Annotated in this window: 23 protein-coding genes and 1 pseudogene; 7 read left to right on the top strand and 17 right to left on the bottom strand. The window is 63.6% G+C overall.

What is annotated here, in order from left to right; translation table 11 throughout:
• Window positions 1-7: 7 nt before the first annotated feature.
• The 5 genes and pseudogenes from ACVMB0_RS22715 to ACVMB0_RS22695 all read right to left on the bottom strand — a co-directional run bounded on the left by ACVMB0_RS22715 (window position 8) and on the right by ACVMB0_RS22695 (window position 6,806).
• Window positions 8-1,502: pseudogene (locus tag ACVMB0_RS22715) on the bottom strand (sugar ABC transporter ATP-binding protein).
• Window positions 1,503-1,507: 5 nt separating this feature from the next.
• Complete coding sequence (locus tag ACVMB0_RS22710; RefSeq protein ID WP_456798248.1) at window positions 1,508-2,587, bottom strand: SMP-30/gluconolactonase/LRE family protein; 1,080 nt, start codon at window positions 2,585-2,587, stop codon at window positions 1,508-1,510.
• The gene (locus tag ACVMB0_RS22705) at window positions 2,584-4,704 is read right to left on the bottom strand and encodes an ABC transporter permease (RefSeq protein ID WP_456755477.1); all 2,121 of its coding nucleotides are present in this window, start codon (window positions 4,702-4,704) and stop codon (window positions 2,584-2,586) included. The genes ACVMB0_RS22710 and ACVMB0_RS22705 overlap by 4 nt, the downstream gene beginning before the upstream one ends.
• 52 nt (window positions 4,705-4,756) lie before the next feature.
• Complete coding sequence (locus ACVMB0_RS22700) at window positions 4,757-5,770, bottom strand: sugar ABC transporter substrate-binding protein (RefSeq protein ID WP_456755478.1); 1,014 nt, start codon at window positions 5,768-5,770, stop codon at window positions 4,757-4,759.
• 37 nt (window positions 5,771-5,807) lie between these two features.
• Complete coding sequence (locus tag ACVMB0_RS22695) at window positions 5,808-6,806, bottom strand: ABC transporter permease (protein ID WP_456755479.1); 999 nt, start codon at window positions 6,804-6,806, stop codon at window positions 5,808-5,810.
• 384 nt (window positions 6,807-7,190) lie between these two features.
• On the opposite strand from ACVMB0_RS22695, the gene ACVMB0_RS22690 reads away from it, so the two are divergent.
• Window positions 7,191-7,700 (top strand): hypothetical protein, encoded by a 510-nt coding sequence (locus tag ACVMB0_RS22690; protein WP_456755480.1) that lies wholly within the window; start codon window positions 7,191-7,193, stop codon window positions 7,698-7,700.
• Window positions 7,701-7,805: 105 nt separating this feature from the next.
• Here the strand turns inward: ACVMB0_RS22690 and ACVMB0_RS22685 are convergent, their stop codons facing one another.
• Entirely contained in the window at window positions 7,806-8,318 is a 513-nt protein-coding gene (locus tag ACVMB0_RS22685) for an Lrp/AsnC family transcriptional regulator (RefSeq protein WP_456755481.1), read from the bottom strand.
• A 96-nt stretch (window positions 8,319-8,414) separates the two neighbouring features.
• Window positions 8,415-8,684, bottom strand: coding sequence for a hypothetical protein (locus ACVMB0_RS22680; protein WP_456755482.1), 270 nt, complete (start codon window positions 8,682-8,684; stop codon window positions 8,415-8,417).
• A 32-nt stretch (window positions 8,685-8,716) separates the two neighbouring features.
• Between ACVMB0_RS22680 and ACVMB0_RS22675 the strand changes: the two genes are divergently transcribed.
• From ACVMB0_RS22675 to lpdA, 4 genes are read left to right on the top strand one after another with little or no spacing between them, the layout of a single operon-like run.
• Window positions 8,717-9,976, top strand: coding sequence for a thiamine pyrophosphate-dependent enzyme (locus ACVMB0_RS22675; protein WP_461349702.1), 1,260 nt, complete (start codon window positions 8,717-8,719; stop codon window positions 9,974-9,976).
• Between the two features lie 3 nt (window positions 9,977-9,979).
• Window positions 9,980-10,993 carry an alpha-ketoacid dehydrogenase subunit beta gene (locus ACVMB0_RS22670; RefSeq protein ID WP_461347744.1) on the top strand — a complete coding sequence of 338 codons (1,014 nt, stop codon included), beginning with the start codon at window positions 9,980-9,982 and terminating at the stop codon, window positions 10,991-10,993.
• Between the two features lies 1 nt (window position 10,994).
• A complete protein-coding gene (locus tag ACVMB0_RS22665) occupies window positions 10,995-12,266 on the top strand; it encodes a dihydrolipoamide acetyltransferase family protein (protein ID WP_461347743.1) in 1,272 nt (423 codons plus the stop codon).
• A 4-nt stretch (window positions 12,267-12,270) separates the two neighbouring features.
• Entirely contained in the window at window positions 12,271-13,668 is a 1,398-nt protein-coding gene (gene lpdA / locus ACVMB0_RS22660; RefSeq protein ID WP_461347742.1) for a dihydrolipoyl dehydrogenase, read from the top strand.
• A gap of 77 nt (window positions 13,669-13,745) precedes the next feature.
• Here the strand turns inward: lpdA and sfnG are convergent, their stop codons facing one another.
• The 7 genes from sfnG to ACVMB0_RS22625 all read right to left on the bottom strand — a co-directional run bounded on the left by sfnG (window position 13,746) and on the right by ACVMB0_RS22625 (window position 21,271).
• Window positions 13,746-14,831 carry a dimethylsulfone monooxygenase SfnG gene (gene sfnG, locus ACVMB0_RS22655; protein WP_461347741.1) on the bottom strand — a complete coding sequence of 362 codons (1,086 nt, stop codon included), beginning with the start codon at window positions 14,829-14,831 and terminating at the stop codon, window positions 13,746-13,748.
• Between the two features lie 16 nt (window positions 14,832-14,847).
• On the bottom strand, window positions 14,848-15,639 hold the full coding sequence (locus ACVMB0_RS22650) for an ABC transporter ATP-binding protein (protein WP_461347740.1): 792 nt from the start codon (window positions 15,637-15,639) through the stop codon (window positions 14,848-14,850).
• A 44-nt stretch (window positions 15,640-15,683) separates the two neighbouring features.
• Window positions 15,684-17,033, bottom strand: a complete 1,350-nt coding sequence (locus ACVMB0_RS22645; protein WP_461347739.1) for an ABC transporter substrate-binding protein — start codon at window positions 17,031-17,033, stop codon at window positions 15,684-15,686.
• 79 nt (window positions 17,034-17,112) lie between these two features.
• On the bottom strand, window positions 17,113-18,117 hold the full coding sequence (locus ACVMB0_RS22640) for a branched-chain amino acid ABC transporter permease (RefSeq protein ID WP_461349701.1): 1,005 nt from the start codon (window positions 18,115-18,117) through the stop codon (window positions 17,113-17,115).
• A gap of 66 nt (window positions 18,118-18,183) precedes the next feature.
• Window positions 18,184-19,065 carry a branched-chain amino acid ABC transporter permease gene (locus tag ACVMB0_RS22635; protein ID WP_461347738.1) on the bottom strand — a complete coding sequence of 294 codons (882 nt, stop codon included), beginning with the start codon at window positions 19,063-19,065 and terminating at the stop codon, window positions 18,184-18,186.
• A 7-nt stretch (window positions 19,066-19,072) separates the two neighbouring features.
• The gene (locus tag ACVMB0_RS22630) at window positions 19,073-19,843 is read right to left on the bottom strand and encodes an ABC transporter ATP-binding protein (protein WP_461347737.1); all 771 of its coding nucleotides are present in this window, start codon (window positions 19,841-19,843) and stop codon (window positions 19,073-19,075) included.
• A gap of 6 nt (window positions 19,844-19,849) precedes the next feature.
• Window positions 19,850-21,271 carry an LLM class flavin-dependent oxidoreductase gene (locus ACVMB0_RS22625; protein WP_461347736.1) on the bottom strand — a complete coding sequence of 474 codons (1,422 nt, stop codon included), beginning with the start codon at window positions 21,269-21,271 and terminating at the stop codon, window positions 19,850-19,852.
• 508 nt (window positions 21,272-21,779) lie between these two features.
• On the opposite strand from ACVMB0_RS22625, the gene ACVMB0_RS22620 reads away from it, so the two are divergent.
• Window positions 21,780-22,592, top strand: a complete 813-nt coding sequence (locus tag ACVMB0_RS22620; protein WP_461347735.1) for an acyl-CoA dehydrogenase family protein — start codon at window positions 21,780-21,782, stop codon at window positions 22,590-22,592.
• Window positions 22,489-23,004, top strand: coding sequence for an acyl-CoA dehydrogenase family protein (locus ACVMB0_RS22615; RefSeq protein ID WP_461349700.1), 516 nt, complete (start codon window positions 22,489-22,491; stop codon window positions 23,002-23,004). Before ACVMB0_RS22620 ends, ACVMB0_RS22615 begins: the two co-directional genes overlap by 104 nt.
• 159 nt (window positions 23,005-23,163) lie before the next feature.
• Here ACVMB0_RS22615 and ACVMB0_RS22610 read toward each other — a convergent pair whose 3' ends face one another.
• Genes ACVMB0_RS22610 through ACVMB0_RS22600 form a run of 3 tightly spaced genes read right to left on the bottom strand, consistent with a single transcriptional unit; the run spans window position 23,164 to window position 26,746 of the window.
• Complete coding sequence (locus tag ACVMB0_RS22610; RefSeq protein ID WP_461347734.1) at window positions 23,164-24,081, bottom strand: ABC transporter permease; 918 nt, start codon at window positions 24,079-24,081, stop codon at window positions 23,164-23,166.
• On the bottom strand, window positions 24,078-25,169 hold the full coding sequence (locus tag ACVMB0_RS22605) for an ABC transporter permease (RefSeq protein ID WP_456755495.1): 1,092 nt from the start codon (window positions 25,167-25,169) through the stop codon (window positions 24,078-24,080). Before ACVMB0_RS22605 ends, ACVMB0_RS22610 begins: the two co-directional genes overlap by 4 nt.
• Window positions 25,166-26,746 (bottom strand): ABC transporter ATP-binding protein, encoded by a 1,581-nt coding sequence (locus tag ACVMB0_RS22600; RefSeq protein WP_461347733.1) that lies wholly within the window; start codon window positions 26,744-26,746, stop codon window positions 25,166-25,168. The genes ACVMB0_RS22605 and ACVMB0_RS22600 overlap by 4 nt, the downstream gene beginning before the upstream one ends.
• Window positions 26,747-26,752 lie beyond the last annotated feature (6 nt).

Here is a 26,752-nt window from a genome sequence, read left to right as displayed (position 1 = left end):
CCATTCGCTAGTGGACGGCGGCGTACATGATCTGCTGCTCGGTCGCTTCGGTAGCCTTGATCTCTTCGACGATCTTGCCGCGCTTTGCGACCAGGATGCGGTCCGAGAGTGCCAGCACCTCGGGCAGGTAGGATGAGATCACGACCACGGCGAGGCCTTCATCGGCAAGGCCATTGATGAACTGGTGGATCTCGACAATGGCGCCGACATCGACGCCGCGCGTCGGCTCATCGAAGATGATGAGCTTCGGCTTCTGGATCAGCGATCTCGCGATGACGACCTTCTGCTGGTTGCCGCCGGAGAGCTCGATCACCCTGGCCTTGTCGTTGTTCGACCGCAGCTGAAGCCGGCGGGCCCATTGCCGCGCCAGCTCCTTCGCCTGCGTCATGGAGATGACGGACAATGGGTTCGAGAGGCGCGAGAGCTCGCCCAAATGGAGGTTCTCGGCCACCGTCATCGTCTCGAAGAAACCGTCGAACTTGCGATCTTCCGTGACGTAGACGATGCCGTCGCGCACCGCCTTGCGCGGCACCCGATAGCTAACCGATTTTCCGCAGTACTTGATCTCGCCGCCATGGAAGAAGTCGCGTTTCAGCACGCCCGCGACCACTTTCATCATTTCGGTCCGGCCGGCGCCAACCAGTCCGAACACGCCGGTCACCTGCCCGGCGAAGATCGAGAACGACGTGTTGCGGACCATCGTGCCCAAGGACAGGTTCTCGACGCTGAGCACCCGCTCTCCGTACGGCCGGGGCGGACGGCCGCGGTCACCATGCAGCGTTTCCGTCAGGTTGCGTCCGACCATCGCCTGAATGATGGTATCGCGCGTGAACGCTGCTTTCACATCCGACGCAACAAGCCGCCCATCGCGAAGAATGGTGATGCGGTCGGCCAGTTGCAGCGCCTCTTCGAGTGCGTGCGAAATGAAGATGATCGCGACCTTGTCGGCCACGAGACGGCGGATCAGATTGAAGAAATGCCGCTTTTCTTCCGGCGTCAGCGTCGCCGTCGGCTCATCGAAGATGATCACCTTCGCGTTGTGATGAACGGCGCGCGCAATTTCGACCATCTGCTTTTGCGCAGCTCCGAGCTGCGACACCTGCGCGGTCGGATCGACCTGGAATCCCATGCCGGCCAGGAACTGGCGGGCCTGGATGTAGAGGCCGCGCAGCCGATTGAAGGTCTTTTCCTCGCCCAGATAGATGTTCTGGGCCACCGTCATCGACGGCACCAGATTGGTTTCCTGATAGACCATGACGACGCCGTTCTTCAGGCCTTCTGCGGGCGGTCGAAAGACTCACCGGCGCGCCATTGAGAAACATCTCTCCGGAGCTGAGCTTGTAGACCCCGGCGAGGATCTTGGTCAGGGTCGATTTGCCGGCACCGTTCTCGCCCAGAATTGCGTGGACCTCTCCGGGCGAAACGGCGAAATCGACGTCCTGGAAAGCCGGGATCTTTCCGAACAGCTTGGTTCCTTTGCGGATCTCGAGGATGGGCTGCATTCGATCTACTCCGAAAGGACCGCCGCCGGATCGCGAATCTCCAGAACCGCGTTCGAGCCGCGGCTGGCGACATAGAGCGCGCCGGCGTATTCGGCTGCGGCCACGGCGCCATGCCGCGTGCCGTCCGCGCGCGAGTGAAAGGACCCGGCAGGCGTCGTGTTCGCGTCGCAATAGGCGACAAGCCCGTAGGACCGCGTGACGGAATAGGGCTTCAGGATGCCCATCTGCTTGAGCTGACTTCCCTGCATCGGCTCCTTGAAGCTGCGGCCGGAGCGGAGTGAAGGCGCCATCCAGTACTGTTCCGGCACCTCGTTCACCATGCGCGTCCGGTATTCATCCTCGCGCAGGATGAATTCCACGAGTTGATTGCGCACGGAATAGAAGCAGAGCCACATGCCACCGGCGGCCGCACGGGTCAGACGAGCCGGATAACCAGGCAGGCCCGCGGCCAGTTCGAGAAGCTTGCCGTCCGGAAGCGTCACCGCAACGATGCGGTGCTTGAGGCACTCGGAGACGATCAACCGACCTGCCGATGCGGCAACGCCGGCTGGCCACGCCAATCCAGTGGCCACGACCTTGATCTGGTCCTCGGCCAGATCCACGACGGCAACGCAACCGGAACTGTCCAGCATCATCAATGCCCGTCGCCAGTCATGCGCGCCCAACCGCTTCGACCCGTTGCACACCGCAAGCGTCGACTCGTCCAGCCATGCGATCGCGGTCGGGCATCGCAGGACGTCGCCTGACGGCTGCACCACCTTGCCGTCGAAGCGGCCGCCCCGCACGACGATGCCCTTGCCATCCAACCCGATCGCGAGCGCTTCACCCAGTCCGGCCATCGCCGAGATCGGCGCGTCGAACCCTGCCAGTCTCTCCGGGCCCGAGGAGGCCGGTTGGAGACGAAGCAACTCCGAGCCTTTCGAGGCAAACAACCCAGCGTCGATCGCGACGAGATTATCGACCTCGTCGACCTCGCAGAGCACCGGAGCCAGTTCGAGCTTCTGGTTCGGCAGGAACGGTCCGTCGAGCACGGGCACTGTAACGGCCCCTTCGCGACGCCCGAGCAGTTTGTCGATCCATTTCACGAGCGACGGCCCCAATAGCTATCCACGCCGCAAAATGCGGGGTCCGCCCCCTGCAGCCGGTAAGTCCCCATCCGGTTGTTGAAGATCCCGCAGAGATAAAGCACGCCCTTGTGCTCCCGCATCGAGGTGATCATGGGATGCTTCTCGCCGCCCTGATCCCAGTAGCTTTCGAGGATCTCGCCGCGCTCGCTGAACTTGAGCACGCATCCGGTATTCAGGTTCGGCATCAGCCAGGCGTCTTCGGAACAACGCCGCGACATCCTCTTGCGGAAGCCCGGCAATTCGAGTGACAGGTCGAGCGCGGGTGTGCGCATCCCCATCAACGCCAGCCAGTAACTCCCGTCGGACGCGCGATTGATGTTGTCGGGATAGCCGGGAAGATTCGAGATGACGACCTCGACCTGGCCCTTTTTCGGTCCGTCGAAATAGTACCGGCTGATCCGACAGGCCCAGCTCTCCGCGAAGAGCAGAGACTGGTTGTCGTAGGACATGCAAATGCCGTTCGGAAATACCAGGTTCTTCAGCACCGTCCGGGTTCTTCTGGTCTTCGGATCGTAACGGATGATGCGGCCGTTGCCTCGACTCTCGAGTGCGTCGGAATACCAGTCGTGCATCTCGAACCGCGTCGTCGCCTCGCTGAAATAGATCGCGCCATCTGGCGCGATGTCGAGGTCATCCGCGAGCTTCATGTTGGAATCGTCGACGATCGACAACAGACTCCGGTTCGTCTCCGCAGTCAGCCGATGCACCGTGCCGTTCATCTCGACCTGATAAAGTCCCATTCCGGCGACGCAGACATTGAGATGCCCCTGGCGATCGAACGCCATTCCGAGCGGCGACCCGCCGATATGCGCCAACACCTCCCAGCGCTGATAATCGGGTGGAAACCAGCGCAGGATGTCGCCGTGACGGTTGCCCGTGTAGAGATTGTCGTCGCGATCGAAGATGACGTCCTCCGCGCCCTCCAGAATGCCGAGGCCGATGACGCCGACGTCGCGCAGCGTATCGTTCGGCGCCATCGCGCCGGCGCCCTGCTCGGTCGCAATGGCGTCGGGCATCCGGGCGTAAGCAGGCGAGATGTAGACGCTGCGCAGCAGCTTGTGGCGGTTCTTGACCCAACGCACGTCGAGGAAGACCGCGGCGACGAGGATCAGGCCCAGCGCGAGATCGGTCCCGGGGCCGGAGATCGCGAGCGCGAGGAAGCTGTTTGACAGGAGCAGCACGAAAACCGCTCCCATGGTCGCCTTCGCGACCGTGCCGCGGCCTCCACCAAGAGAGATGCCGCCCAGCACCGTGGCGGTGAGCGCCTGCAGTTCGAGTCCTGCTCCGACATCCGATGCCGCGCTTCCGATGCGGCTCGCAAACAGGAAACCGGACAGCGCGACGAGGGTGCTGCAGCAGACGTAAGCGCTGAAGATGGTCCAGCGGACGTTGATGCCTGCATTGTACGCGGAGCGGCGCGCGCCACCGACGGCGAGCAGGTGCCAGCCATATCGCGTGCGGGACAGCACGATGTGAATACCGATTGCGATCACGGCCGTGATCAGGAACGAAACCGGCAACAGCCCGATCTGTGCGGTGCCGAGATACTCGAAGACCGCAGAGTCCGACACGTTGGTCACGATCGCAGTCGAGAACTGCGGAAAGATGATCTCGAACAGCGATCGAAAGATGATGAGGCTGACCAACGTCGTCAGGAAGGCCCGCATCCTGACATAGCCGACGAGGAACCCGTTCAGGGCACCGCATATGGCTCCGACCGCCAGCGCGGCCAGAAGCCCGGCGCCGGCGTTCCAGCCCTCGACGTTCATGCCGATCAACGACATCAGCACGGACAGCGCGAACACCGAGCCGACCGACAGATCGATGCCGCCCGAGATCATCACGATCGTCAGACCGAGGACGATCAGTCCGAACTCGGCAAATTGGCGCGCGAGATTGCCGAGCGTCGTCCATTCGAAAAAGTGCGGGACGAACGGCCCCAGACCGAAGACGAGCAGCGACAGCGCCAGAAAGGGGATCGCACTGTCGACCCATTTCTTGGTGAGCACCTCCCCGACCACGTGATCGGGGAGAAGCCTGTAACGCCACCGAACGATATCCGACGAAAAGCTCATCTGGCCTGTTCCATGCGTACGCCGGCTTGCGACCGGACGCGCTGCATCTCTCTCACTTGAGTTCGTCGAGCGTCCAGCAATTGCGGCCGGTCGCGTTGGTCTTGTCGACCCGCGTGATCGGCCCGAAGAAGACGTCCTTGACGGCCCCCGCCTTGCGGTTGCTCTGCAGCAGTTCGGAGATCTGGCTTGCCGCGACCTCGCCCTGGATGTCGGCATGGAAGTTGTAGATGACGGTCAAGAGTCCCTTCTTGACGCTGTCGCAACCGGTCTGGCTGCCGGCGCCATTGGTGACGATCGTGACCTGGCCGGTCTTGCCCGCGGCCGCGACGGCCGCACCGGCGCCAACCTCGGCATTGTCCCAGATGCCCATCACGCCACAGAGATCGGGGTGCTGCTGGAGAACCGTCGCGGTGATCTGGCGCGCCTTGTCGGAGTCATAATTGGCGGCCTGGTCCGACACCAATTGAAGGTCCGGATTTGCGGCCAACACCTCGTTGATGCCCTGGCGCATGTAGATGTTCGCCGCCCCGGTCTCGACGCCCGCAAGCCAGACGACCTTGGTGGACGGGCCCCTGCCCTTGGCACAGGCCTTGGCGAGTTCGCCCATCTCGAGGCGGCCCATCTCGATCCAGTCGTTGCCGACATAGGAATCGGTCTGGGTCGCCGACTGCATGTTGACCTGGAGCACCGGAATTCCGGCCTCCTGAGCCTGTTTCAGCTGTCGCGCGTAGGTCTGCACGTCCGGATTCTGCACGATCAGCAGATCCGGCTTCTCGGCGATCGCACCCGTCAGGGCACGAATGCCGGCCTCGGTGTTCATGTTGGGGTCGCGCACCTCAAGCGTGAAGCCGTAGCGTGCGGCATGCCGTTCCCACACCGTCACCCAGGCCTGGTTGAGATCGAAGCCCTGGGAGATCGGAACGAAGATCACCTTCTTGCCCTTGAGGGCTTTCAGGTATGCCTCGCGTCCGACCTGCTGAACCTCAGCGGCCATGCCCGGCGTTGCGGACGCAAGCCCGCCAAGCATGAGGCCGGTCAACAGCAATCTGCGCAGAATGGAAATCATGATGCCCTCCCGGTTTGAAGTTTCTTGAGACGCGGCCCTAGATGTCGCCGCTTTGCGACGTCTGCTCATCGCGCGGATTGAGCACCGCATCGATTGCCAGAGCAGCAAGCAGGATCACGCCCTTGATCAGGTTCTGGGCGGTGAAGCTGATGTTGAGAATCGTCATGCCGTTGGTGAGAACCCCGACCAGAACCGTGCCGACGACCACGTTGCGGACGCCGCCCTGCCCGCCGCTGAGGCCGATTCCTCCGAGCACAACGACAAGGAGCACGTCGTAGATCAGCGTCGAATTGTACAAACGCGTATTGATGCCGGAGACCACCGCACACATCAGAATGCCCGAGAGAAAGGCGATCAATGCGCTGGCGGCGTATTGCGAGATGATCACCGGGCGGGTCGGCAGTCCGATGGTACGCGCTGCAAACGGATTGTCGCCGGTCGCGTAGATGAATCGTCCGAACCGGGTCTTGCGCAGGAACAATGCGACCAGCCCAGCGAGCAACGCCGCCGCGCAGACCGAGACGGGAATCCCGGCAATCGTCCCCGTGCCCAGGAAGGTGAACCAGTCATGCCCGGTCGGGGCGTAAACGACGTCGGATTTGAATACGATCCGTCCGGCACCGTAGATCACCGATGCAAGGCCGAGGGTCGCGAAGATCGGCGGCACATCGGCCACGGCGATGAGCGTCCCGGTGCCGATGCCGACCAGGATGACGAGAAGCCCGCCCACGACAAGCGACCAGCCGAACGGCACCCCGGTGGTCGACAGCCAGATGCTGAACGCAACACCGATCACCATGACCGCGATCATGGTCAGGTCGATGCCGCGGCCGACGACAACCAGCGCCATGCCGACGGCCAGGATGCCGAGCGTTGCGACGTTGTTCAGCAGGGTGAGAATGTTTCCGGCGGTGAGGAATTTCGGCAGGAACAGCGAGAACGCCCCGATCAGGACGAGCGTGATACAGAAGATCACCTCTTCCTGCGTCAGCTTGAACGACCGCATTCTGCGCCCGAGATGCTCCGAACTGCTCATTGTCCGATCCGGATTTGCCGCGCTACTCGACCGCCGCCGGTCCGGTATTCGGAAACGCGACAGAGCCGGCCTCTCATGCCAGATTGATCGCCCGCGACCATCGTCTCCTGCCTGAAGTTGGTTGTTGTTTGTCCGGCAAGACAAGCGATCTCGCCCTGCTGCTTGCAAGGCGCTTTTTCTGAACCCCTGTTTGGCTTTTCTGATCTACCCACGCTTCCCGCTGGAACCCGGTGTTGCATTGAGAAATGCTGAGGCCCTGTTCAGAAATACTGCGCTGCTCCGGCATTGCTTCATCACTCGGCCTACCTAAGATGGAAATCCGATCGTCGCTTGCGTCGATCACAACGAAGCCAGGTCAACCTGGCCGATCAGGGAGGTCTAACCGTGAAGATTCGCAAACTGCTGGCGCTTGCGGGTGTGTTGTTTGGCATGAGCGGCGCAGCGTTCGCTCAAAGTCAGGCGGACGACGAGTGCCTGAATCCCGGGAACGACGAGCTCTTGAAGCAGGGATGCGCCTATCTCGACGAGTTCATGAAGGCGTTCAATTCGCGAGATGCGGCGGCCTGGGCCAAGACCGTCCACTATCCGCACATCCGGATCGCCGGCGGACAGGTGCAGGTCTGGAACACGCCGGAAGAATACGCGCAGTCGAACGATGCGTCGCAGCTGGCGCAGGCCTCGACTTGGGCTCGCTCAGCCTGGACAGTTCGCAAGCTGGTGCAGAAGTCAGACGACAAGCTCCACTTCGTCACGCGGTTCACGCGTTACGACGCCAACGACAAGCCGATATTGTCGGCCGATTCCTTCTATGTGATCGTCAAGAAGGATGGGCGCTGGGGCGCTCTGGTACGATCGAGCTATGTCGGCGTCATCGGCAAGAAGACCGCCTTCTGACGCGCCGCCCGCTTTCAAGGCGAACATGAGCAGCGGACGTCAACCGGGTGACGTCTGCATTGCCCGCAGCGGCGCAGGCACGTTGAGGCGGCGCTTCGCGCACCTTCATACCTGGACCGACGTCAGCTTCTTCAGGCAACGCAGCGCGAACGACGACCGGCTGTGGCGGATGCCCGGAATGCGATAGAGCTTTTCGCGCAGGAAGCGTTCATAGCCGGCGGTGCTTTCGACCGCGACCTTCACCAAATAATCGTAATCACCCGTGGTGAGATAGGCTTCGATCACCTCCGGCAAGTCCGCGAGCAGTTGCCCGAAACGTTCGAGCACTTCCTCGTCGTGGCGGTCGAGCGTCACCTCCAGGATCACCGTTTCAGGCAGGCCGAGCTTGTCCTGATTGAGCAGCGCGACATAGCCATCGATGTAACCCTGGGTCTCAAGGCGCTTCAGCCTGTTCCAGCACGGTGTCGTGGAGAGCCCGATCCTGTCGGCCAGTTGCGCCGTCGTCAGGCGCGCATCCTGCTGCAAGGCGCGCAGGATCTTGCGATCGATCTCATCGAGCCGAAGCGCGTCCTTGCGCGAGGCCTTGACCGGCGCAGCGGCACGTCCGACCGAAACCATACCAAGAACTCCATTCTGGTCGTGTAGGCGAAGTGCAGAATTTCTATATCGCAAATCCTATATACACCCAGACAAAAAGAACAACAATCCCGCGATTTAGCAGTACGTATATACTGACAAAGCGGGGTTTTTGCGGTGTTTCTTCTCGAACTCCAGACCAGCGACATTCACGCTGCGCTCGGCCGCCTGCTCGACCAGACGCGCGTTGCGGGGCTTCGGCTCGCGGCCGTCAGCGCCCGAGCGGAAGCGAACGAATGCCGCATCTCGGCTTCCATAGACGTCAAGGACCGCGACGTCATCGAGCGGCTCGCCCGCCGCGTCGGCGCGCTGTTTTGCATCGATGCGATCGAGGTGAAAGGCGGACACCAATGCCCGACGCCAACATCATGCCCGACACCATGATCCCGCAGCACGAGGCGGCGCGACCCGCGGAGCACGCGCCGCTGCAACTGCATGTGCCGGAGCCCGCGGTGCGCCCCGGCGGCACGCCGGATTTCTCGAACATCCGGATCCCGAGCGCGGGCAAGGTCGATCGCCCCGAAGTCGACGTCGACGCGGAGGCGATCCGCGACCTCGCGTTCTCCGTCATTCGCGTGCTCAATCGCGACGGCAAAGCCGTCGGCCCCTGGGCCGGCTCGCTCTCGGATAGCGAATTGCTCGAGGGCCTGCGCCACATGATGACGTTGCGCGCATTCGATGCGCGCATGCAGATGGCGCAACGCCAGGGCAAGACGTCTTTCTATATGCAGCATATGGGCGAAGAGGCCGTCAGCTGCGCCTTTCGCAAGGCCCTCTTACCGGGAGACATGAACTTTCCGACCTACCGCCAGGCGGGTCTCCTGATCGCCGGCGGCTATTCGCTGGTCGATATGGCCTGCCAGATCTATTCCAACACGCACGATCCGCTCAAGGGACGCCAACTTCCTGTGTTCTATTCCGCCAAGGAGCACGGGTTCTTCTCGATCTCGGGCAATCTCGCCACCCAATACATCCAGGCCGTCGGCTGGGCGATGGCCTCTGCGATCAAGAACGACAACAAGATTGCGGTCGGCTGGATCGGTGATGGAGCAACGGCCGAATCCGACTTCCACGCCGCGTTGGTGTTCGCCTCGACCTACCGCGCGCCGGTCGTGCTCAACATCGTCAACAATCAATGGGCCATTTCGACCTTCCAGGGCATCGCACGCGGCGGCTCCGGCACGTTCGCGGCACGCGGCCTCGGCTTCGGCATTCCGGCGCTCCGCGTCGACGGCAACGATTACCTCGCGGTTCATGCGGTGGCGAAATGGGCCTGCGAGCGGGCGCGCCGCAATCTCGGCCCGACCCTGATCGAGCACGTGACCTATCGGGTCGGCGCGCATTCCACCTCCGACGACCCAGCGGGCTATCGGCCGAAGACGGAGTCCGATGCCTGGCCGCTGGGGGATCCCGTGATCCGGCTCAAGAACCATCTGATCGTCCGCGGCGCCTGGTCGGAGGAGCGGCACAAGCAGACCGAAGCCGAGATCCTCGACACCGTGGTCGCGGCGCAGAAAGCAGCCGAAGCCTATGGCACGCTGCATTCCGAGCAGCGGCCTTCAGCGCGCGACATGTTCGAAGGCGTCTTCTCGCAGATGCCCCCGCATCTGCGCCGACAGCGCCAAGAGGCCGGAGTCTGAGCCATGCCGCGACGGACCATGATCGAGGCGATCCGCGATGCCATGGACGTCATGATGGCGCGCGACGGCGATGTCGTCGTGTTCGGCGAGGATGTCGGCTATTTCGGCGGCGTGTTTCGGGCAAGCCAGGGACTGCAAGCCAAATACGGAACCAGCCGCTGCTTCGACACGCCGATCAGCGAGCTCGGCATCGTCGGCGTCGCGGTCGGCATGGCCGCCTATGGCCTGAAACCCTGTGTCGAAATCCAGTTCGCCGACTACATGTACCCGGCCTACGACCAGATCGTGTCCGAAGCCGCGCGGTTGCGCTACCGATCCAACGGCCAGTTCACCTGCCCGCTCGTCGTGCGCATGCCGACCGGCGGCGGCATCTTTGGCGGGCAGACGCACAGCCAGAGCCCGGAAGCGCTGTTCACCCATGTCTGCGGCATCAAGACGGTGGTGCCATCGAACCCGAGTGACGCCAAGGGTCTGCTGATCTCGGCGATCGAAGATCCGGATCCGGTGATCTTCCTCGAGCCGAAGCGACTCTACAACGGTCCGTTCGACGGCCATCACGACCGGCCGGTGACCCCATGGTCCAAACACGATCTCGGCGAGGTCGCCGATGGACATTTCGCAATTCCGCTCGGCAGCGCCGCGATCCGACGACAGGGTAGCGCCGTCACCATCCTGGCCTACGGCGCAATGGTTCATGTCGCCGAGAGCGCCGTGACCGAAACGGCAATCGATGCCGAGATCATCGACCTCCGCACGCTGTTGCCGCTCGATCTCGAGACCATCGAGGCCTCGGTCAAGAAGACGGGACGTTGCGTGATCGTGCATGAGGCGACATTGACCTCGGGCTTCGGTGCCGAACTCTGCGCGCTGGTGCAGTCGCGGTGTTTCTACCATCTGGAAGCGCCGATCGTGCGGGTCGCCGGCTGGGACACGCCCTACCCGCATGCGCAGGAATGGGACTACTTCCCCGGACCGGCGCGGATCGGACGCGCGCTGATCGAAACGCTGGAGGCCTGAGATGGCCGAGCGCATCGTCAGGCTGCCCGACGTCGGCGAGGGCATTGCGGAAGCCGAGCTCGTGGAATGGCACGTGAAGGTCGGTGACGTCGTGCGGGAAGACGCCGTGCTCGGCGCCGTGATGACCGACAAGGCGACCGTGGAAATTCCCTCGCCCGCGGATGGCCGCGTCAGCTGGCTCGCCGGCAAGGTGGGCGACGTTCTGGCCGTCGGCTCGGATTTCGTTCGGCTAGAGGTGACCGGCAACAGCGAACCGGTGACGCAGACAAAGAAGCCGACACCGCATGCGGCAAGCCTTTCGGCCGGACAGCCTGACGATCCCGCAAGCGCCCTGCGCCCGCAAGCGAGCGCGCCGCCCGTGCCGCCAAGGCCGCAGCCCGCCGCAACGCCGTTCGAGCGCGCAGGCGAACGGCCCTTGGCCGCTCCCGCGGTCCGGCTGCGTGCGCGCGAAGCAGGCGTCGATCTGCGCCAGCTTCGCGGCACAGGTCCGGCTGGACGGATCACCCACGATGACCTCGATGGCCATCTGGCGCGCAGCCCTGGCGCCACGGCGGCGGCCTATCAGGCGAAAAACGCGGTCGAAGACATCAAGATCGTCGGCTTGCGGCGCAGGATCGCCGAGAAGATGTCGATCGCAAGCGCGCGGATCCCGCACATCACCTATGTCGAGGAGGTCGATGTCACGTTGCTCGAGGATCTGCGTGGCAAGCTCAACGGCCAGCGACGATCCGATCGGCCGAAGCTGACGCTGTTGCCGTTCCTGATGCGCGCAATGGTGCGCGCGATCGCCGAACAGCCGATCCTGAACGCGCATTTCGACGACGGGGCCGGCATCGTACATCAGCACGCGGGCGTCCACATTGGTGTCGCCACCCAGACACAGACCGGCCTGGTGGTCCCCGTGGTCCGGCACACGGAAGCGCTCGACCTCTGGCGTTGTGCCGCAGAAGTCGCCCGGCTCGCGGAAGCCGCCCGGAACGGCAACGCCACCCGCGACGAACTCACCGGCTCGACCATCACCATCACTTCGCTCGGCGCCCTGGGCGGGCTTGCGACGACCCCCATCATCAATCATCCGGAGGTCGCGATCATCGGCGTCAACCGAATTGCCACCCGGCCGCATTGGGACGGTACGGCGTTCGTGCCGCGCCGGACCATGAACCTGTCGTCGAGCTTCGATCATCGTGTCATCGACGGGTTCGACGCGGCTCAATTCGTGCAGCGCATCAAGCTGCTTCTGGAAACGCCGGCCATGATCTTCATTGACGCGTAGGACGATGACCGAAATCACCTGCAAGCTCCTCGTCATCGGCGCCGGCCCCGGCGGCTACACCTGCGCGATCCGCGCCAGCCAACTCGGCATCGATACGGTCGTCGTCGAGGCCGAAAAGCCGGGTGGAACCTGTCTCAATGTCGGCTGCATTCCTTCGAAGGCCCTGATCCATGCGGCCGGCGAATATGAAACCATTGCGCGCGCGGCAGAAGGCAACAATGCGCTCGGCATTTCCACGACGACGCCGACGCTCGACTTTGCCAAGACCATCGCCTGGAAGGACGATGTCGTCCGGCGTCTGAACGGCGGCGTGGCCGGCCTGCTGAAACGAGCCGGCGCCCGGTATGTGACCGGCCGCGCCTCGTTTCGCGACGGCAAGACCGTCGAGGTCGTAACCCAATCCGGCCGACAAACCATCCATGCCGAAATGGTGGTGATCGCGACGGGCTCCGAGCCGGTCCCACTGCCGTTGCTTCCCTACGGCGGTCGCGTGATCTCATCGACCGAGGCACTGTCTCTTGCCAACATTCCGAGGCGGCTGGTCGTGGTCGGCGGCGGTTATATCGGCCTCGAGCTCGGCACAGCATTCGCGAAAATGGGGGCGGCCGTCACCATCGTCGAGGCCGCGCCGCGGATCCTGCCGCAATATGTTGCTGAGCTGAGCGCGCCCGTCGCCAGGCGCCTGGCCGCGCTCGGAGTTACAGTGTTGACCGGCGCGAAGGCAAAGGCGCTGGTCGCCGACGGCACGGCACTCGCGATCGAGACCGCTGCCGGCGAGCAGACAACGCTCGGTGCCGACAAGATTCTGGTGACGGTCGGCCGCAGACCCGCGACCGGCGGTTTGGCCCTCGATCAACTCGATCTCGACATGGACGGCCCCTTTATCCGCATCGACGACCGATGCCGGACCTCAATGCACGGCATCTCGGCGATCGGCGACGTCACGGGAGAGCCGATGCTCGCGCATCGTGCCATGGCGCAAGGCGAGATGGTGGCCGAGATCATCGCCGGCCGGCGCCGCGCCTGGGATCGGGTTTCGATCCCGGCGATCTGCTTCACCGATCCAGAGATCGTGACCGTTGGCCTGTCACCGAGCGAGGCGATCGAAAAGGGGTTCGATGTCAAGACCGACCTCTTTCCGTTCAAGGCCAACGGCCGCGCACTGACGCTCGATCGGGAAGACGGCTTCATCCGGACCGTCGCGCGAGCCGACAACCATCTCTTGCTAGGGATCCAGGGCGTAGGCGCCGGCATCGCCGAACTTTCGGCCGCCTTCAGTCTTGCGCTGGAGATGGGCGCGCGCCTGGAGGATGTCGCCATGACCATCCATGCCCATCCAACCCAAGGCGAGGCCCTTCACGAGGCCGCGCTGAAATCGCTTGGGCATGCAATTCATATCTAAGCACGTGGACACGCACCTTCGCAGCACCGCGTCTCAGACCGACAAATCGGGAGGCGCCGCTTGCTTGATCGCCAGGTTCAAGCAGGCTCATGGTCGTGGGCCCGGCTCGCTTTGGTCGAGTTCAACAAAGGAATCACCTCGCGGCCGAACGCCGGCAGCTCGTCGGTGAAATTCAGGAACGCGCAGAGGATCATGTCGACGCCGATCGCCTCATAGGCACGGATGCGCTCCGCGATCAGCTCGGGGGGACCGAACAGACGGGTCTTGAAGCCGTCATTCGGCTGGACCAGATTGGCGTGGCTCGAATCTGCCCACATTCCGATCTTTTCGGCAGTCGACGCACCGGCCTGCTTCACCTGATCGGCGAAGGCCTGCACGATCTCGGGATCGGCGCCGGCGATGATCGCTTCGAGCTGCTCGAGCGCTTCCCGTTCGGTCGGCCGCTGGATGACGAAGCCGTTGAGCCCGAACTTGACGGTGCGGCCTTCCGCCTTGGCAAGCGCGCGGACCTCGTCGATCTGCTGTTTGGCCCCCTCCACCGTGGTGCCGTTGAGAAAATACCAATCCGAATACTTCGCGGCCATGCGGCGTGCGGCCTTGGAATTGCCGCCCTGGAAGATCTCCGGGTGCGGCTGCGAGATCGGTCTCGGCTTCAACCAAGCGTCGTTGATGCTGTAGAAGTCGCCCTTGAAGGTGAAGCGATCCTGGGTCCAGAGGCCCTTGAGCACCTGGATGAACTCTTCCGAGCGGCGATACCGTTCGTCATGCTCCAGCCAGGGCTCGCCAAAGGCACGAAACTCGTCCTTGAACCAGCCGGTGAGGATGTTGATCGCAAATCGGCCCTTGGAATAGACGTCGATCGTCGAGCCTACCTTCGCGATCATGGCCGGGTGCCAGAAGCCGGTGTGAATTGCGCTGATCAGTTTCAGCCGCGAGGTCTGCGCGGAGAGCACTGCAGTGCAGGTGATCGCCTCCTGCTGCAACTCCCAGCCATGGCTCGCGATGAAGCGCGCCGGCGCCAAGCCATACTCGAAGCCGAGCTGTTCGGCCTCGCGCGCAAGCGAGGCGTTGTAATCCAGCGTCCAGTCGGTGCGCTGCGGAACATTGCTGATGACGAAGCCGCCGCTGCCGAGCGGCATCCAATATCCGAAACGAATCGCCATGATGCGCAGCTCCTGCTCATGCAATCGGGGTTTGGACCGGCTCCGCAGCCGCCGCTCCGGCCGCTGCAGCACCAAGATAGAATTCGGCAACATCGTCCCGGCCGGCGAGTTCTGCGGCTGTGCCCGAAGCGGCCACCCTGCCGTTCTCCAGCACGTAGCCGTGATCCGCAAATTGAAGAACGAGATGAGCGTTCTGCTCGGCCAGCAGAAAGCTGACGCCCTGGTTCCTGTTGAGATCGCGGATGATGTGGAAGATCTCTTCCACGATGATCGGCGCAAGGCCCATCGAGGGTTCGTCGAGCAGCACGAGGGTCGGCCGCGTCATCATCGCGCGCCCGATCGCGACCATCTGTTGCTCGCCGCCCGAGGTCAGGCCGCAACGCACGCCACTGCGCTGCTTGAGTCGGGGAAACCAGCTGTAGATGCGTTCGAGGTCGTCGGCGAGCGCACGACGGCTCGGTCGGCGCACGAACCCGCCGCTGAGAAGGTTCTCCTCGACCGTGAGCTGGGGAAAGACGTGACGGCCTTCGAGAACCTGGACCACCCCCCTGGCGACAAGGTCGGCGGGATCCAGCGTTCCGGTGACCTCGCCGCGCCACGTGATTGTGCCGCGGCTCAAGTGTCCGCGCTCGGACGCGAGCAGATTCGAAATTGCCTTCAGCGTAGTGGTCTTCCCGGCGCCATTGGCGCCGAGAAGAGCAACGATTGATCCCTCTTCGACCCTGAGCGAGACGCCGCGCAAGGCCAGGATCGCCTGACTGTAGAGGACCTCGATGTTATCGACTTCGAGAAATTGCGACGTTGTCATGGTGATCCCTTTGGCGATCCCTTCGGCGACCCTTCAAGGCAACATCAGTTGGTGGCATCGCGCGGCGTGATGCCCTTTTCCCTGGCGTAGGCGGCGGCCCGCTCATAGATCAGCGGCAACAGCAGCTCGCGGTCGGATTTCACCCAACCGTTGGACACCACGTTCCACTTCTCGCCGTCCCACTGCAGCACCTTGCCTGCGCCGCCGCCCTCGTGGTCCTTCGCCGAGAGCTTCAGCGGCTGCTGAAGACCGGTAGCGCCGATTTCCGCAAGCCGCTTCTCGGAGAGGTCGAGATGCTCGAGGCCCCACTGCGCTTCCTCGCCGTTGATCGGCCGCACGCCGAAATGCGCCTGGGCGGTCCGGATCGCCTCCACCGCAACGATCGCCTCGTCCACGCCGGAATTGTAGTAGACGGAGCCGAAACTCTTCGGGTCCTTAAGATCGCTGAGACCCTTGTCGAGAATGTGCTGCTTGAGCTTCTGATGGATCTCGAAGTTCGCGCCGGCGGGGAACGGCGTGATCGCGAGATAGCCCTTGGCCACGGCACCGGCGGGACGAACGTCCTCCTCGGAGCCCGACCAGATGCCCCCGATGATGTGATCGACCGGAAAGCCCACCTTGGCAGCGGTCTTGATCGCAACCGGCGTCATGACGCCCCAGCCCCGCAAGAACACCCAGTCAGGCTTGAGCTGGCGGATCTTGGCCCATTGCGCCGATTGTTCATTGCCCGGATGCGGCACCGGAATCTGGATGTCCTCGAAGCCATACGTCTTGGCAAGATGGGCAAGCGGGACCTGGGTTTCCTTGCCATAGGGCGAGTCGTGATAGACGGTCGCGATTTTGAGGCCTTTCAGCTTGTCCTTGCCGCCGACCTTCTCCGCGATGAAATTGACTGCCGATGACGCCTCGCTCCAGAAGCTGAACACGACTGGGAAGCTGTACGGGAACACCCGCCCGTCGATCGCCTCGGTGCGGCCATAGGCGATCGTCACCAGCGGAATCTTGTCGGCCACCGATTTCTCGGTCAGCGCCTTCGAAATCGGGTCGCCATGCGGCAGGAAGATCGGCACCGGCGAACCGTTCTTGCCCGCCTTCACCCGCTCATAGCACTCGACGCCCTTCTCGACTTCCCAGTTGGTCTCGCATTCGTCCCAGACCAGCTTGATGCCGTTGATGCCGCCTTCGACCTCGTTGATGTAGCGGAAATAGTCGATCTCGCCGGCCCAGACCGGAATGCCGCTCGACGCGTAGGCTCCGGCACGAAACGTCGCGAGCGGGAAGTATTGTGTTTTGGCCTCTTCCGCCGATGCGGTGGTGCCGGCGACCGCCGACAGCACCAGTGCTGCCAGCCCGATCGCCCTGCTCGTGATCCGTGTCTGTTGCCGCAAAGACATCTGCTTACCCTCCATGTGATGCAGAATTCAGGTCGACGCGGCTGTGGTTCACATCCGCGCATGATGGTTTGACCGCTTGCTAGCGGTCGAAGCGCGAAACCAGCTGCGTCCATGCCCGCGACAGCAACGCAGCGAGCCCTCTCGGCTCCTTCATCAGGAACCAGACGATCAACGCACCGAATAGCGCCCTCTGAAGATTCTCGAGTTGTCCGGCATCGATTGCGCCCCCGAACAATCCACCCCCAACATGATCGAGCAGGATCGGCAGCAGGATCATGAAGGCGGCGCCCAGATAGTTGCCGCTGACGCTGCCCATGCCGCCGATAATGATCGCAAACATCACCTGGAACGAACGGTCCAGGTTGAAGCTGCGCGCATCGACCGTGCCAAGATAGGCAAAGGCCCAGAGTGCACCTGCGATTCCGATCACCAGCGAGCTCACGAAGAACGCCTTCAGTTTTCCGGCGGAAACCGGAATACCGATCACCGCGGCCGCGGTATCCATGTCGCGGATCGCCATCCAGGTCCGGCCGGTCTGACTGCGAACCAGCCGCGTCGCGACAGCCGTCACGACGACGACGGTCGCCAGCGTCAGGAAATAGCGACCCGTCGGGCTCGAGAGATCATGGCCGAAGACTGCAAGCCGCGGCGCCGAGATCGAGCTTGAGGTCGAGTAGTTCGAGAACCAGCCATACTGATTGAACAACCATTCGAGCAAAAATTGCGTCGCCAGCGTCGATGCGACGAGGTAGAAGCCTTTGATCCGCAGGCTTGGCAGCCCGGCTACCACCCCCACAAGCCCGGAGATGATGCCGCCGAGCAGCAGGCTGACCGGCAGCGGCAGTTCCGGCAGGCGCAGCAGCAGATTGTATGTCGCATACGCGCCGACCGACATAAACCCGCCGGTGCCGAGCGAGGCCTGACCGGCGTAGCCCATCAGCAGGTTCAGCCCCAGCGCGGTGAGCGACATGATCAGAAACGGAATCAGAACGGCATTGAGCCAATAGTCGTTCGCCACCAGCGGAATGCCGAGCAGCCCTGCGAGCAGCAGCACCGCCGCGCCGACGCGCAGCCGATCCCGCATCGCCTGAGCGGTATTATCCGTCGCGCTGAACCCTTCGATGGCGTCGGTGCCGATCGCAGACATGCATCAAATCCTTTCGATCGGCGCTTCGCCGAACAGGCCGGCCGGGCGGATCAGAAGGAAGGCGACCGCCAGCACATAGGCAAACCAGGTCGACACGCTGCCGCCCAGCAGGCTTCCGAGATAGATTTCAGCGAGGCTGTCGCCGGCGCCGACGATCAGCCCGCCGATGATCGCGCCGGCGATCGAGGTGAATCCGCCGATGATGAGCACCGGCAGCGCCTTGAGCACGACCAGGGTGAGCGCGAACTGAACGCCCTGGCGTGCACCCCAGAGCAGCCCCGCAATCAGGGAGACGAAGCCGGCAACGCCCCACACGATCTGCCACAGCGTCTGGAGCCGGATCCCGATCGAGAGGGCGGCCTGGGGATCGTCGGCGATCGCACGCAGCGCGATCCCAACGCGTGTCCTGTTAAAGAAGATCGAGAGCGCGATCACGAGAATGCCGGCCGTGCCCGCGGCCGCCAGGTCGAACTGGCTGATCTGAACTCCGCCGATCTCGATCGGGGTATCGACGATCCCGAGATCGAGTTCGTGCACGCTCGCGCCCATCACGATCTGCGCGACGCCCTCGATCACGAAGGAGACACCCAGCGTCGCCATGAACGGCGTGATCTGCGGCCGGTTGACCAACGGCCGCAGCACGACGCGCTCCACCGCGATCCCGAGCGCCACCATGACCGAAAGCGTGATCAGCGCGGCCAGCCAGAAATCGATACCCTTGTCGCGCAAGGTCACGAAGGTCAGCGCCGCACATAGCACCATCGACCCCTGCGCGAAATTGAAAACGCCGGATGCCTTGAAGACCAGCACAAATCCGATCGCAACCAGCGAGTACATGACTCCGGCAAGCAGGCCGCCAACCAGCGTTTCGACGAAGAAGCTCATCTGGACCTCAATGTGTCGTGCCCAGGTAAGCGGAGATCACGTCCGGGTTCCGACGCACGTCCTCCGGAGACCCATCGCCGACCTTGCGGCCGTAATCGAGCACGACCACGTGATGCGACAGCCCCATCACGACGCTCATGTCGTGCTCGATCAGTACGATGCTGGTGCCGAGGCTCGCGTTGGTCTCCAGAATGAAGCGGCTCATCTCCTGCTTCTCGTCCTGGTTCATCCCGGCCATCGGCTCGTCCAGCAGCAGCAGGCTGGGGCCACCGACCAGGGCACGCGCAAGATCGACCCGCTTCTGGACACCGTAAGGAAGCGTCGCGACAACCCGGTCACGGTATTTGGTCAAGTCGAGAAAGGCGACGATCTGGTCGACCCGCTGGTTGAACTCGCGGGACTCGCGCCGGTCCCGACCGACACCGAAGGCGTGCTCGAGCATCGTCGAGCGGCAATGCCGGATCAGTCCGGCCAGCACGTTGTCGAGCACGCTGAGATGCCGGAACAGGGCATTGTGCTGGAAGGTCCGGCCAATGCCCAAATGCGCGGCCTGCGCCGGGCGAATGCGGACAAATTGCTCACCATTGAAGGTGATGCTGCCACTGTCGGCCCGGTAGACTCCGTTGATGATGTTGAGCAGCGAGCTCTTGCCGGCCCCGTTCGGCCCGATCAGCGCGCAAATCTCGCCTCGCTCCACATCGAAGCTGAGGGCATTGAGCGCCTTGATCCCCTTGAACGACAGCGAGACGTCACGCAACTGCAGAATGGGCTCGGCCATCGCTCATCACGCCTCGACGGGCTGCCGCGGAGCGACACCGGCCGCCTCGCGCTCGCGGCGCTTGACCGCCTCAATGTCGCGATAGGCCGCAGCGGGATGACTCGGGGGCAGATACGGGCCCTCTCCGAACAGCTTCTCCCGCAGAGTGCCGGGACGATAGCCGGTCGGATAGACGCCGCGCTTCTGCAACTCCGGAACCAGCAGGTTGACGACGTCCTCGAAGGTCTCCGGCGTCACCGCGTAGGCGAGATTGAATCCGTCGACGTCGGTCTCCTCGACCCACTGCTGCAGGATATCGGCCACCGTCGACGCCGAGCCGACGAACACCGGACCGAGCCCGCCGATGCCGCCCCAGCGCGCCAGCTCCTCGATGGTCCAGGACTTGCTGCCACTGGCGAGATTGTCGACGACGGAAACGATCGCATTGGTCTCGACCTTCTTGACCAGATCGGTCGGCGCGTATTGCCCGAAGTCGATGCCGCTCCAGCCGGACATGAATACCAGCGCGCCGTCATAAGAGGCGTATCGCTGATACTCCCTGAACTTTGCCTCGGCCTTGGCGTCGGTTTCATCGACGATCACCGTGACCAGATTGTAGGTCAATACCTTGCGCGGATCGCGGCCGGCTTCAACCGCCAGGCGCCGCACCTCGGCCACGTAGGACTTCAGGACCGGCTTGATCGGAGCGGCGACAAACACGCATTCGGCGTGCCCGGCAGCAAAGGCCTTGCCGGCACCGGAGGCACCGGCCTGATACAGCACCGGCGTCCGCTGCGGCGACGGTTCGCAGAGATGATAGCCCGGCACGTCAAAGTATCGCCCCTTGTGCGCGATCTCGTGAACTTTCGACGGGTCGGTGAATATCCGCTTCCCGGCATCGCGCAGGACGGCCCCCTCCTCCCAGCTGCCCTCCAACAACTTGTAGAGCACCTCGGTGTATTCGGCCGCCACCTCGTAGCGGTTGTCGTGCCGGCGCAGACCGCCCTGGCCGATATTCTTTGCCCCACTCTCCAAATACGAGGTCACGATGTTCCAGCCGACGCGCCCCTTGCTGTGATGATCCGCAGTCGAAAGCCTGCGCGCGAACGTGTAGGGATGCTCGAATGACGTCGATGCCGTGATGCCGATGCCGAGATGTTCGGTAGCCAAGGCAATGGGCGCGACCAGTTGCAAGGGGTCGTTGACGGGAATCTGCGCGGCCTGCTCAAGCGCATGGAACAGAGAGTTCTTGTAGACGTCATAGTAGCCGATCACGTCGGCGATGAAGATGCCGTCAAATATCCCCCGCTCCAGCGTTCGCCCGAGATCCTGCCAATAGTCGAGATCCTTGTACTTGTAGGAACGATCTCGCGGATGCGCCCAGACGCCGGGAGACTGATGGCCGACACAGTTCATGTCGAACGCATTGAACCTGATCTGTCGCGCCATTCGCACTTCTCCGTCGTGTCGCTTGGCGCGACACCGTTGGCTCATTTCGCGCGACATCTCGCCACAAGACGCGATCGATCGTCCATCGCGTTTATCGATCTCTTTCGAGACGCTTCTTTCGTTGTACCTCGCTACCGGATGAGAAACTCACTCTTCTTACTCGAGCCTGACATCGAAATCACGCAGCTCAACTCTCGATATATGCACCGAAGACAACACGCTTCGCTTCGATCGCATGAGACGATGCATAGACCTGGCGTCGATGAGATGGCGTGTTGCGAGTTGATCATGATCGCGGACATCGCAACCTCGATGCGCGACTTCGCCTCACTGCGCATCGGGCAGAATGCCTGCGCAGCAGAATCGTTCTCCGCGCATCCTGCCGCTCCAAACGATCGTGCTCCATCAGAACTGAAATTCAGTCTGGCTCTCGTCGACCCGCGGACTATTCTTCGGAACAACAAGACCCGTCCATTCAAGGACCGATCGAGCGATCGGACACAGCACGATGACTATTCATCCCGGCATACCGAACATCACCGACGACGCCCTTCACAAGCGCTTCGCTCCAATCTTTGAGACGATCGCAGCGGGCGCGGTGGCGCGTGAACGAAACCGCACGTTGCCGACCGAGCAGATCAGACTGTTGAAGGAGGCGGGCTTCGGAGCCCTGCGCGTGCCGATCGAGTTCGGAGGGCTCGGCGCAACGCTCCGCCAGACGTTTGACCTGCTAATCGAGCTCGCCGCCGCGGACTCGAACCTGCCGCAGGCGCTGCGGGCACACTTCAACCTGGTTGAAGACTTGCAACTGAACGAGGATGAGGCCGTCAAGGCTCGGTGGCTCGGCGCAATTGCAAAGGGCGCTCTTTTCGGTGTCGCCGTTACCGAGCCAGGACTTGGTGCGGTCGATCGTTATCGGACCGCCATCACTTCAGACGGAACTGGGCTTCGGCTCAATGGGCTGAAGTATTACACGACCGGCACGCTGTACGCCGATCACCTGCTCGTCGCGGCCCGACCGGAACGGCAAACGAGTTACCGTCATTGTCGATACCGGCCAGCCAGGCGTCGGCGTCGCGGACGACTGGGACGGCTTCGGCCAGCGGCTCACGGCAAGCGGCACCGCGGAGTTCAAGGATGTCACGGTCACCCAGGACCGGATCATCGGCCCCGGCTATGGAACGGAAGGCCGAGTATTCGGAACGGCTCACGTCCAGCTGATCCTGCTCGCCACCCTCGCAGGGATTGCGAAGCGCGCCGCGGCGGATACCGGCGACTGGATCAAGGCACGAACGCGCACGTTCACCCATGCGGTCGCTGACCTGCCACGCAACGATCCCCTGGTGCAGCAGGTCATCGGCCAGCTCCTCAGCGCGGCGTTTGGCGCGCGGGCAACGGTGCTCGCCGCCGTCGACGAGCTGGCGCGGACGCTTGACGGCCGTCACCAGGACCCTCAACAGCTCGATGCCTCAGAACTTGCGGCGGCGCAGGCCCAGGTGACCGTCATCAAGCTCGTGCTCGACGCCGTAACCACGCTTTTCGAGGTAGGTGGCGCCTCGCTCAGCTCGGAGACACTCGCCATCGATCGGCACTGGCGCAATGCCCGGACCATCGCTTCCCACAACCCCGCGATCTTCAAGCTCCGCGCGATCGGCGCGTACGCGTTGAACGGCGAGACCCTTCCATATGCCTGGAGTGCCGGTGTTCGTTCAACAAGGCAGCGGAGCAACTAGGGCTTGCTTCTGATAACCTGGCGGCCTGCCCCAACTCAAATATCGAAAACAACCCCATGCAAAGGAGCACCCCGGCTGGGATCGTCGTCTAGCTCTCCACCCGTATCGCTCTATGGAACCGGCGTGACGCCGGCCAGTGGCCTATCGAACCGGGGGCCATCAACGCCGGTATGGAACACCTAACGCCGATGGCGCCGCCTGACGGCCGACAAGGCCGCCCACCGCCAGCAGGGCGAGAAGATACGGCAGCATGATCAGCAGCGCGTTGGGTACGCCGACACCGAGCGCAGGCAACTGGAATTGCAGCGCGGTCGCCGCCCCGAACAGCAAACAGGCCAATACGGTCCCACCGATCCGCCACTTGCCGAAGATGACGGAGGCGATCGCAAGATATCCGGCGCCGCGGGTCATGCCCTCGGTGAAGGTGTGGATGTCGCCGATCGACAGGAAGGCGCCGGCGAGCGCCGCCATCAAGCCCGCGAAAACCACGCAGGCATATCGGATGCGCCCGACCGACAGGCCCGACTTGTCGACGGCCTTGGGCTCCGCCCCGGCCGCATGGATCGCGAGACCGATCGACGTGTAGCGCAGCACCAGCGCGATGACGATGATCACGGCGACGCCGGCGTAGAGCAACCACACCTGCTCGAATACGGCCGGACCAATGAACGGAATGTCGCCGAGCAGCGGCGGCCTGACCTTGGCAAGCCCGGGTATTTCCGCGCGCGACCGCGCGCCGAAAATCTCGCGATAGGCGAGCGTCGTGGCGCCGAGCACCAGGATGTTGATGCCGATGCCGGATACGATCTGGTTGGCGCGCAGCGTGTTGCTGAGGAACGCCTGCAGCAGCGCGACCGGGACGACCGAGACGATGCCGATCAGGAGGCCAATCAGGGGATCGCCGCTCGCCCAGGCGCCCACAGCGGCGGCAAACGCCGACATCAGCATCATGCCCTCGATGCTCATGTTGAGCACACCGGCACGCTCGGACACCATCTCGCCGATGCCGGCGAGCAGCAGCGGGGTCGCCAGCCGGATCGAAGAGCCCAAGAAGACCGCAAACAGCTCCCAGGTCATCGCTGCTCCCACTTCTCGATGAAGAGGCCGGCGCCCGCCAGCGTCACGACGATCAGGCCCTGAATCACCACCACCAGCGCGGTCGGCACCGCGGCGACCATCTCCATGTTGATGCCGCCGGAGCGCATGAAGCCGAACAGCAGCGACGCGGCGATCACGCCCGGAATCGAGCCGCGCGACAGCAGTCCCGCGACGAGGCCGTCGAAGCCATAGCCGGACGAGAAGCCGTCCTTCAGCGTGTATTGCTCGCCGAGCAGCATCAGCGCGCCCGCAAGACCGCCGAGCGCACCGGCCGTGGAGAGCGCGAAAATGACGGTCCTGGCGTAGGAGAATCCGGCCCGCTTGGCCGCGACGGGATTGAGACCGATCGCGCGCAGGCGAAAGCCCAGGATGGTTCGCGACAGGACCACGCCGACGATGACAGCGAGGATCAGTGTCAGGGGCAGCCCGACGTGAACCGGGAAGGAATAGTCGCCGGTCAGCAGCGGAAGCTGCGTCGATTCCGGAATCTCGAGCGATTCAGGCAATGTCGCCGAGCTCGTCATCGGCTTGCGCAACAGCGATGGAGACTGCACTGACCAATAGAGCAGCCAGACCCCGATGAAGGAGAGCAACAGGGTCGAGATCACCTCGTTGGTACCCGACTTCACCTTCAGCACGGCGGCAAGCGCGCCCCATAGCGCGCCGGCGAGCACAGCCGCAAGCGTCGGCAGGATGAAGGCGAGGCCCAGCGGCAGCCCGCTGACATGGCCGTAGAGCGCGACCGCGGTGGCCGCGATGCCGCCGACCGCGATCTGCCCCTCACCGCCGACATTGGTCAGGTTGGCGCGGTTGGCGAGCACGAAGCCGAAACCGACCAGCGCGAACACCGAGCTGCGGTTGAGCGACGCCGCGAGCGCGAACGGCGAACCGAGGGTCCCGTCAACGAACGCCGCGACCGCCTTCGGCACGGAAACGCCGATCAGCGCGATCAAGACGAGCCCGACCGCGGACGCGAAAGCCACCGCAAGCACGGGCACGATGAGTGCCGGACGCAGCGCAAATCGCGGCAACGCCGCCGGCGGACGCTCCTGATTCACGGCGGTCATTGCGGCTGCCCCGCCATCATGGCGCCGATCGCTTCTTTTCGCGCCGGATCGGCCGGGCAGGATCCCATGATGCGGCCCCGGTAGAGCACGATGATGCGGTCGGCAACGGTCAGGAGCTCATCGAGCTCGGATGACACCAGCAGCACCGCAATGCCGCGACCGCAGGCTTCTCGGATGTGGCTGTAGACTGCGGCGACCGCACCGACATCGAGGCCGCGGGTCGGCTGCGCTGCAACCAGGCACGACAGGTTCGGCAGCGTGATTTCGCGGGCGAGCACCGCCTTCTGCTGATTGCCGCCGGAGAGCGAGGAGAACAGCGAGCCCGGTCCGCGGGCGCGCACGTCAAAGCGCTGCATCAGGACGTTCGCCTCGCGCTCCAGCGCGGTGCGGTTGAGGAAGCCGAAGCGGGTGAATTCGTCGAGCCGGTTGAGATAGATGTTCTCGGCAAGGCTCATGCCGAGCACGCAACCGACCGCATGCCGGTCCTCCGGCACGATTCCAATGCCGGCCGCCGTGATCTGCTGCGGCGATCGGCCGGTCAGGTCGGTCGCGCCGAGATGGATGCGCCCCTCGGTCGGCTCCATCATGCCGGCAAGCACGGCCGTCAGTTCACTCTGACCGTTGCCCTCGACGCCGGCAACGCCGACGATCTCGCCGCGATCGACCGTGAGCGTGAAATTGTCGAGCCGGGTGACACCCTGACTGTCCTTCACGGTCAGGCCATCGATCTGAAGCGCCTCGATCCTGGTTTTCGCAGCGGGCCCATGGCCGACATGCGTGACGGGCTCGAGCCCGAGGATCGACGCCGCGGAGGTGTCGAGCGCGTCGACATTGCCCTGGATCATCGCGCGCACCAGCGCGTCGATATCGCCGGCCGGATCGCTCGATGTTGCCACCGTGCGGCCGCCGCGCAGCACCGTGACGCAATCGGCGACCTTCTTGATCTCGGCGAGCTTGTGGGTCACCAGCACCACCGCGCGGCCGCCGGCCGCGACCCGGCGGCAGACATCGAGCAGCGCCGAGATTTCATCCGGAAGCAGCACCGCGGTCGGTTCGTCAAGCACGAACAGCTGGGGATCGCGGATCAGGCACTTGACGATCTCGACCCGCTGCCGCTCGCCGACGGAGAGCTGCTCGATCTTTGCGAACGGGTCGAGTGGCAGGCCGTATTCGGCGGCAACCTTCTCGAGCTGCTGCGCGCACTGCTTGCGGTTGAGAATGCCGCGCTCGCGGCCCAGCAGCACATTGTCGACGACACTCATGTCGTCGACGAGGCTGAAATGCTGGTGCACCATCGCGATGCCCTGCGCCAATGCGTCCGCCGGCCCGGCGGGCTGGAACGGCGCACCGCGATAGCGCATGACGCCGCCATCGGGCCGGTGCACGCCGAAGATCAGGTTGCACAGCGTCGACTTGCCGGCACCGTTCTCTCCCAGGATGCAGTGCACCTCGCCGCGCCGGAGCTCGAGCGAGACCTCCGACAACGCGGTGAAGCTGCCGAACCGCTTCGTCACCTCCGACAGGGTGAGCAGCGGCTCGGCTGCGGCTGCAACCGATGCCTGGGACATGACGGTCATCAGGCC

The sequence above is a fragment of the Bradyrhizobium sp. USDA 4451 genome, from assembly GCF_054822585.1.
The sequence above is the reverse complement of the archived record's forward strand: the minus strand, read 5'-3'. Positions and strand labels throughout refer to the sequence as shown.

Excerpts from the sequence above, each read along its gene's own strand:
- ACVMB0_RS22705 (WP_456755477.1), bottom strand. The coding sequence starts at position 4,704 with ATGAGCTTTTCGTCGGATATCGTTCGGTGGCGTTACAGGCTTCTCCCC.
- ACVMB0_RS22700 (WP_456755478.1), bottom strand. The coding sequence starts at position 5,770 with ATGATTTCCATTCTGCGCAGATTGCTGTTGACCGGCCTCATGCTTGGC.
- ACVMB0_RS22695 (WP_456755479.1), bottom strand. The coding sequence starts at position 6,806 with ATGAGCAGTTCGGAGCATCTCGGGCGCAGAATGCGGTCGTTCAAGCTG.
- ACVMB0_RS22685 (WP_456755481.1), bottom strand. The coding sequence starts at position 8,318 with ATGGTTTCGGTCGGACGTGCCGCTGCGCCGGTCAAGGCCTCGCGCAAG.
- ACVMB0_RS22675 (WP_461349702.1), top strand. The coding sequence starts at position 8,717 with ATGATCCCGCAGCACGAGGCGGCGCGACCCGCGGAGCACGCGCCGCTG.
- ACVMB0_RS22670 (WP_461347744.1), top strand. The coding sequence starts at position 9,980 with ATGCCGCGACGGACCATGATCGAGGCGATCCGCGATGCCATGGACGTC.
- ACVMB0_RS22665 (WP_461347743.1), top strand. The coding sequence starts at position 10,995 with ATGGCCGAGCGCATCGTCAGGCTGCCCGACGTCGGCGAGGGCATTGCG.
- lpdA (WP_461347742.1), top strand. The coding sequence starts at position 12,271 with ATGACCGAAATCACCTGCAAGCTCCTCGTCATCGGCGCCGGCCCCGGC.
- sfnG (WP_461347741.1), bottom strand. The coding sequence starts at position 14,831 with ATGGCGATTCGTTTCGGATATTGGATGCCGCTCGGCAGCGGCGGCTTC.
- ACVMB0_RS22650 (WP_461347740.1), bottom strand. The coding sequence starts at position 15,639 with ATGACAACGTCGCAATTTCTCGAAGTCGATAACATCGAGGTCCTCTAC.
- ACVMB0_RS22645 (WP_461347739.1), bottom strand. The coding sequence starts at position 17,033 with ATGTCTTTGCGGCAACAGACACGGATCACGAGCAGGGCGATCGGGCTG.
- ACVMB0_RS22640 (WP_461349701.1), bottom strand. The coding sequence starts at position 18,117 with ATGCGGGATCGGCTGCGCGTCGGCGCGGCGGTGCTGCTGCTCGCAGGG.
- ACVMB0_RS22635 (WP_461347738.1), bottom strand. The coding sequence starts at position 19,065 with ATGAGCTTCTTCGTCGAAACGCTGGTTGGCGGCCTGCTTGCCGGAGTC.
- ACVMB0_RS22630 (WP_461347737.1), bottom strand. The coding sequence starts at position 19,843 with ATGGCCGAGCCCATTCTGCAGTTGCGTGACGTCTCGCTGTCGTTCAAG.
- ACVMB0_RS22625 (WP_461347736.1), bottom strand. The coding sequence starts at position 21,271 with ATGGCGCGACAGATCAGGTTCAATGCGTTCGACATGAACTGTGTCGGC.
- ACVMB0_RS22620 (WP_461347735.1), top strand. The coding sequence starts at position 21,780 with ATGACTATTCATCCCGGCATACCGAACATCACCGACGACGCCCTTCAC.
- ACVMB0_RS22610 (WP_461347734.1), bottom strand. The coding sequence starts at position 24,081 with ATGACCTGGGAGCTGTTTGCGGTCTTCTTGGGCTCTTCGATCCGGCTG.
- ACVMB0_RS22605 (WP_456755495.1), bottom strand. The coding sequence starts at position 25,169 with ATGACCGCCGTGAATCAGGAGCGTCCGCCGGCGGCGTTGCCGCGATTT.
- ACVMB0_RS22600 (WP_461347733.1), bottom strand. The coding sequence starts at position 26,746 with ATGACCGTCATGTCCCAGGCATCGGTTGCAGCCGCAGCCGAGCCGCTG.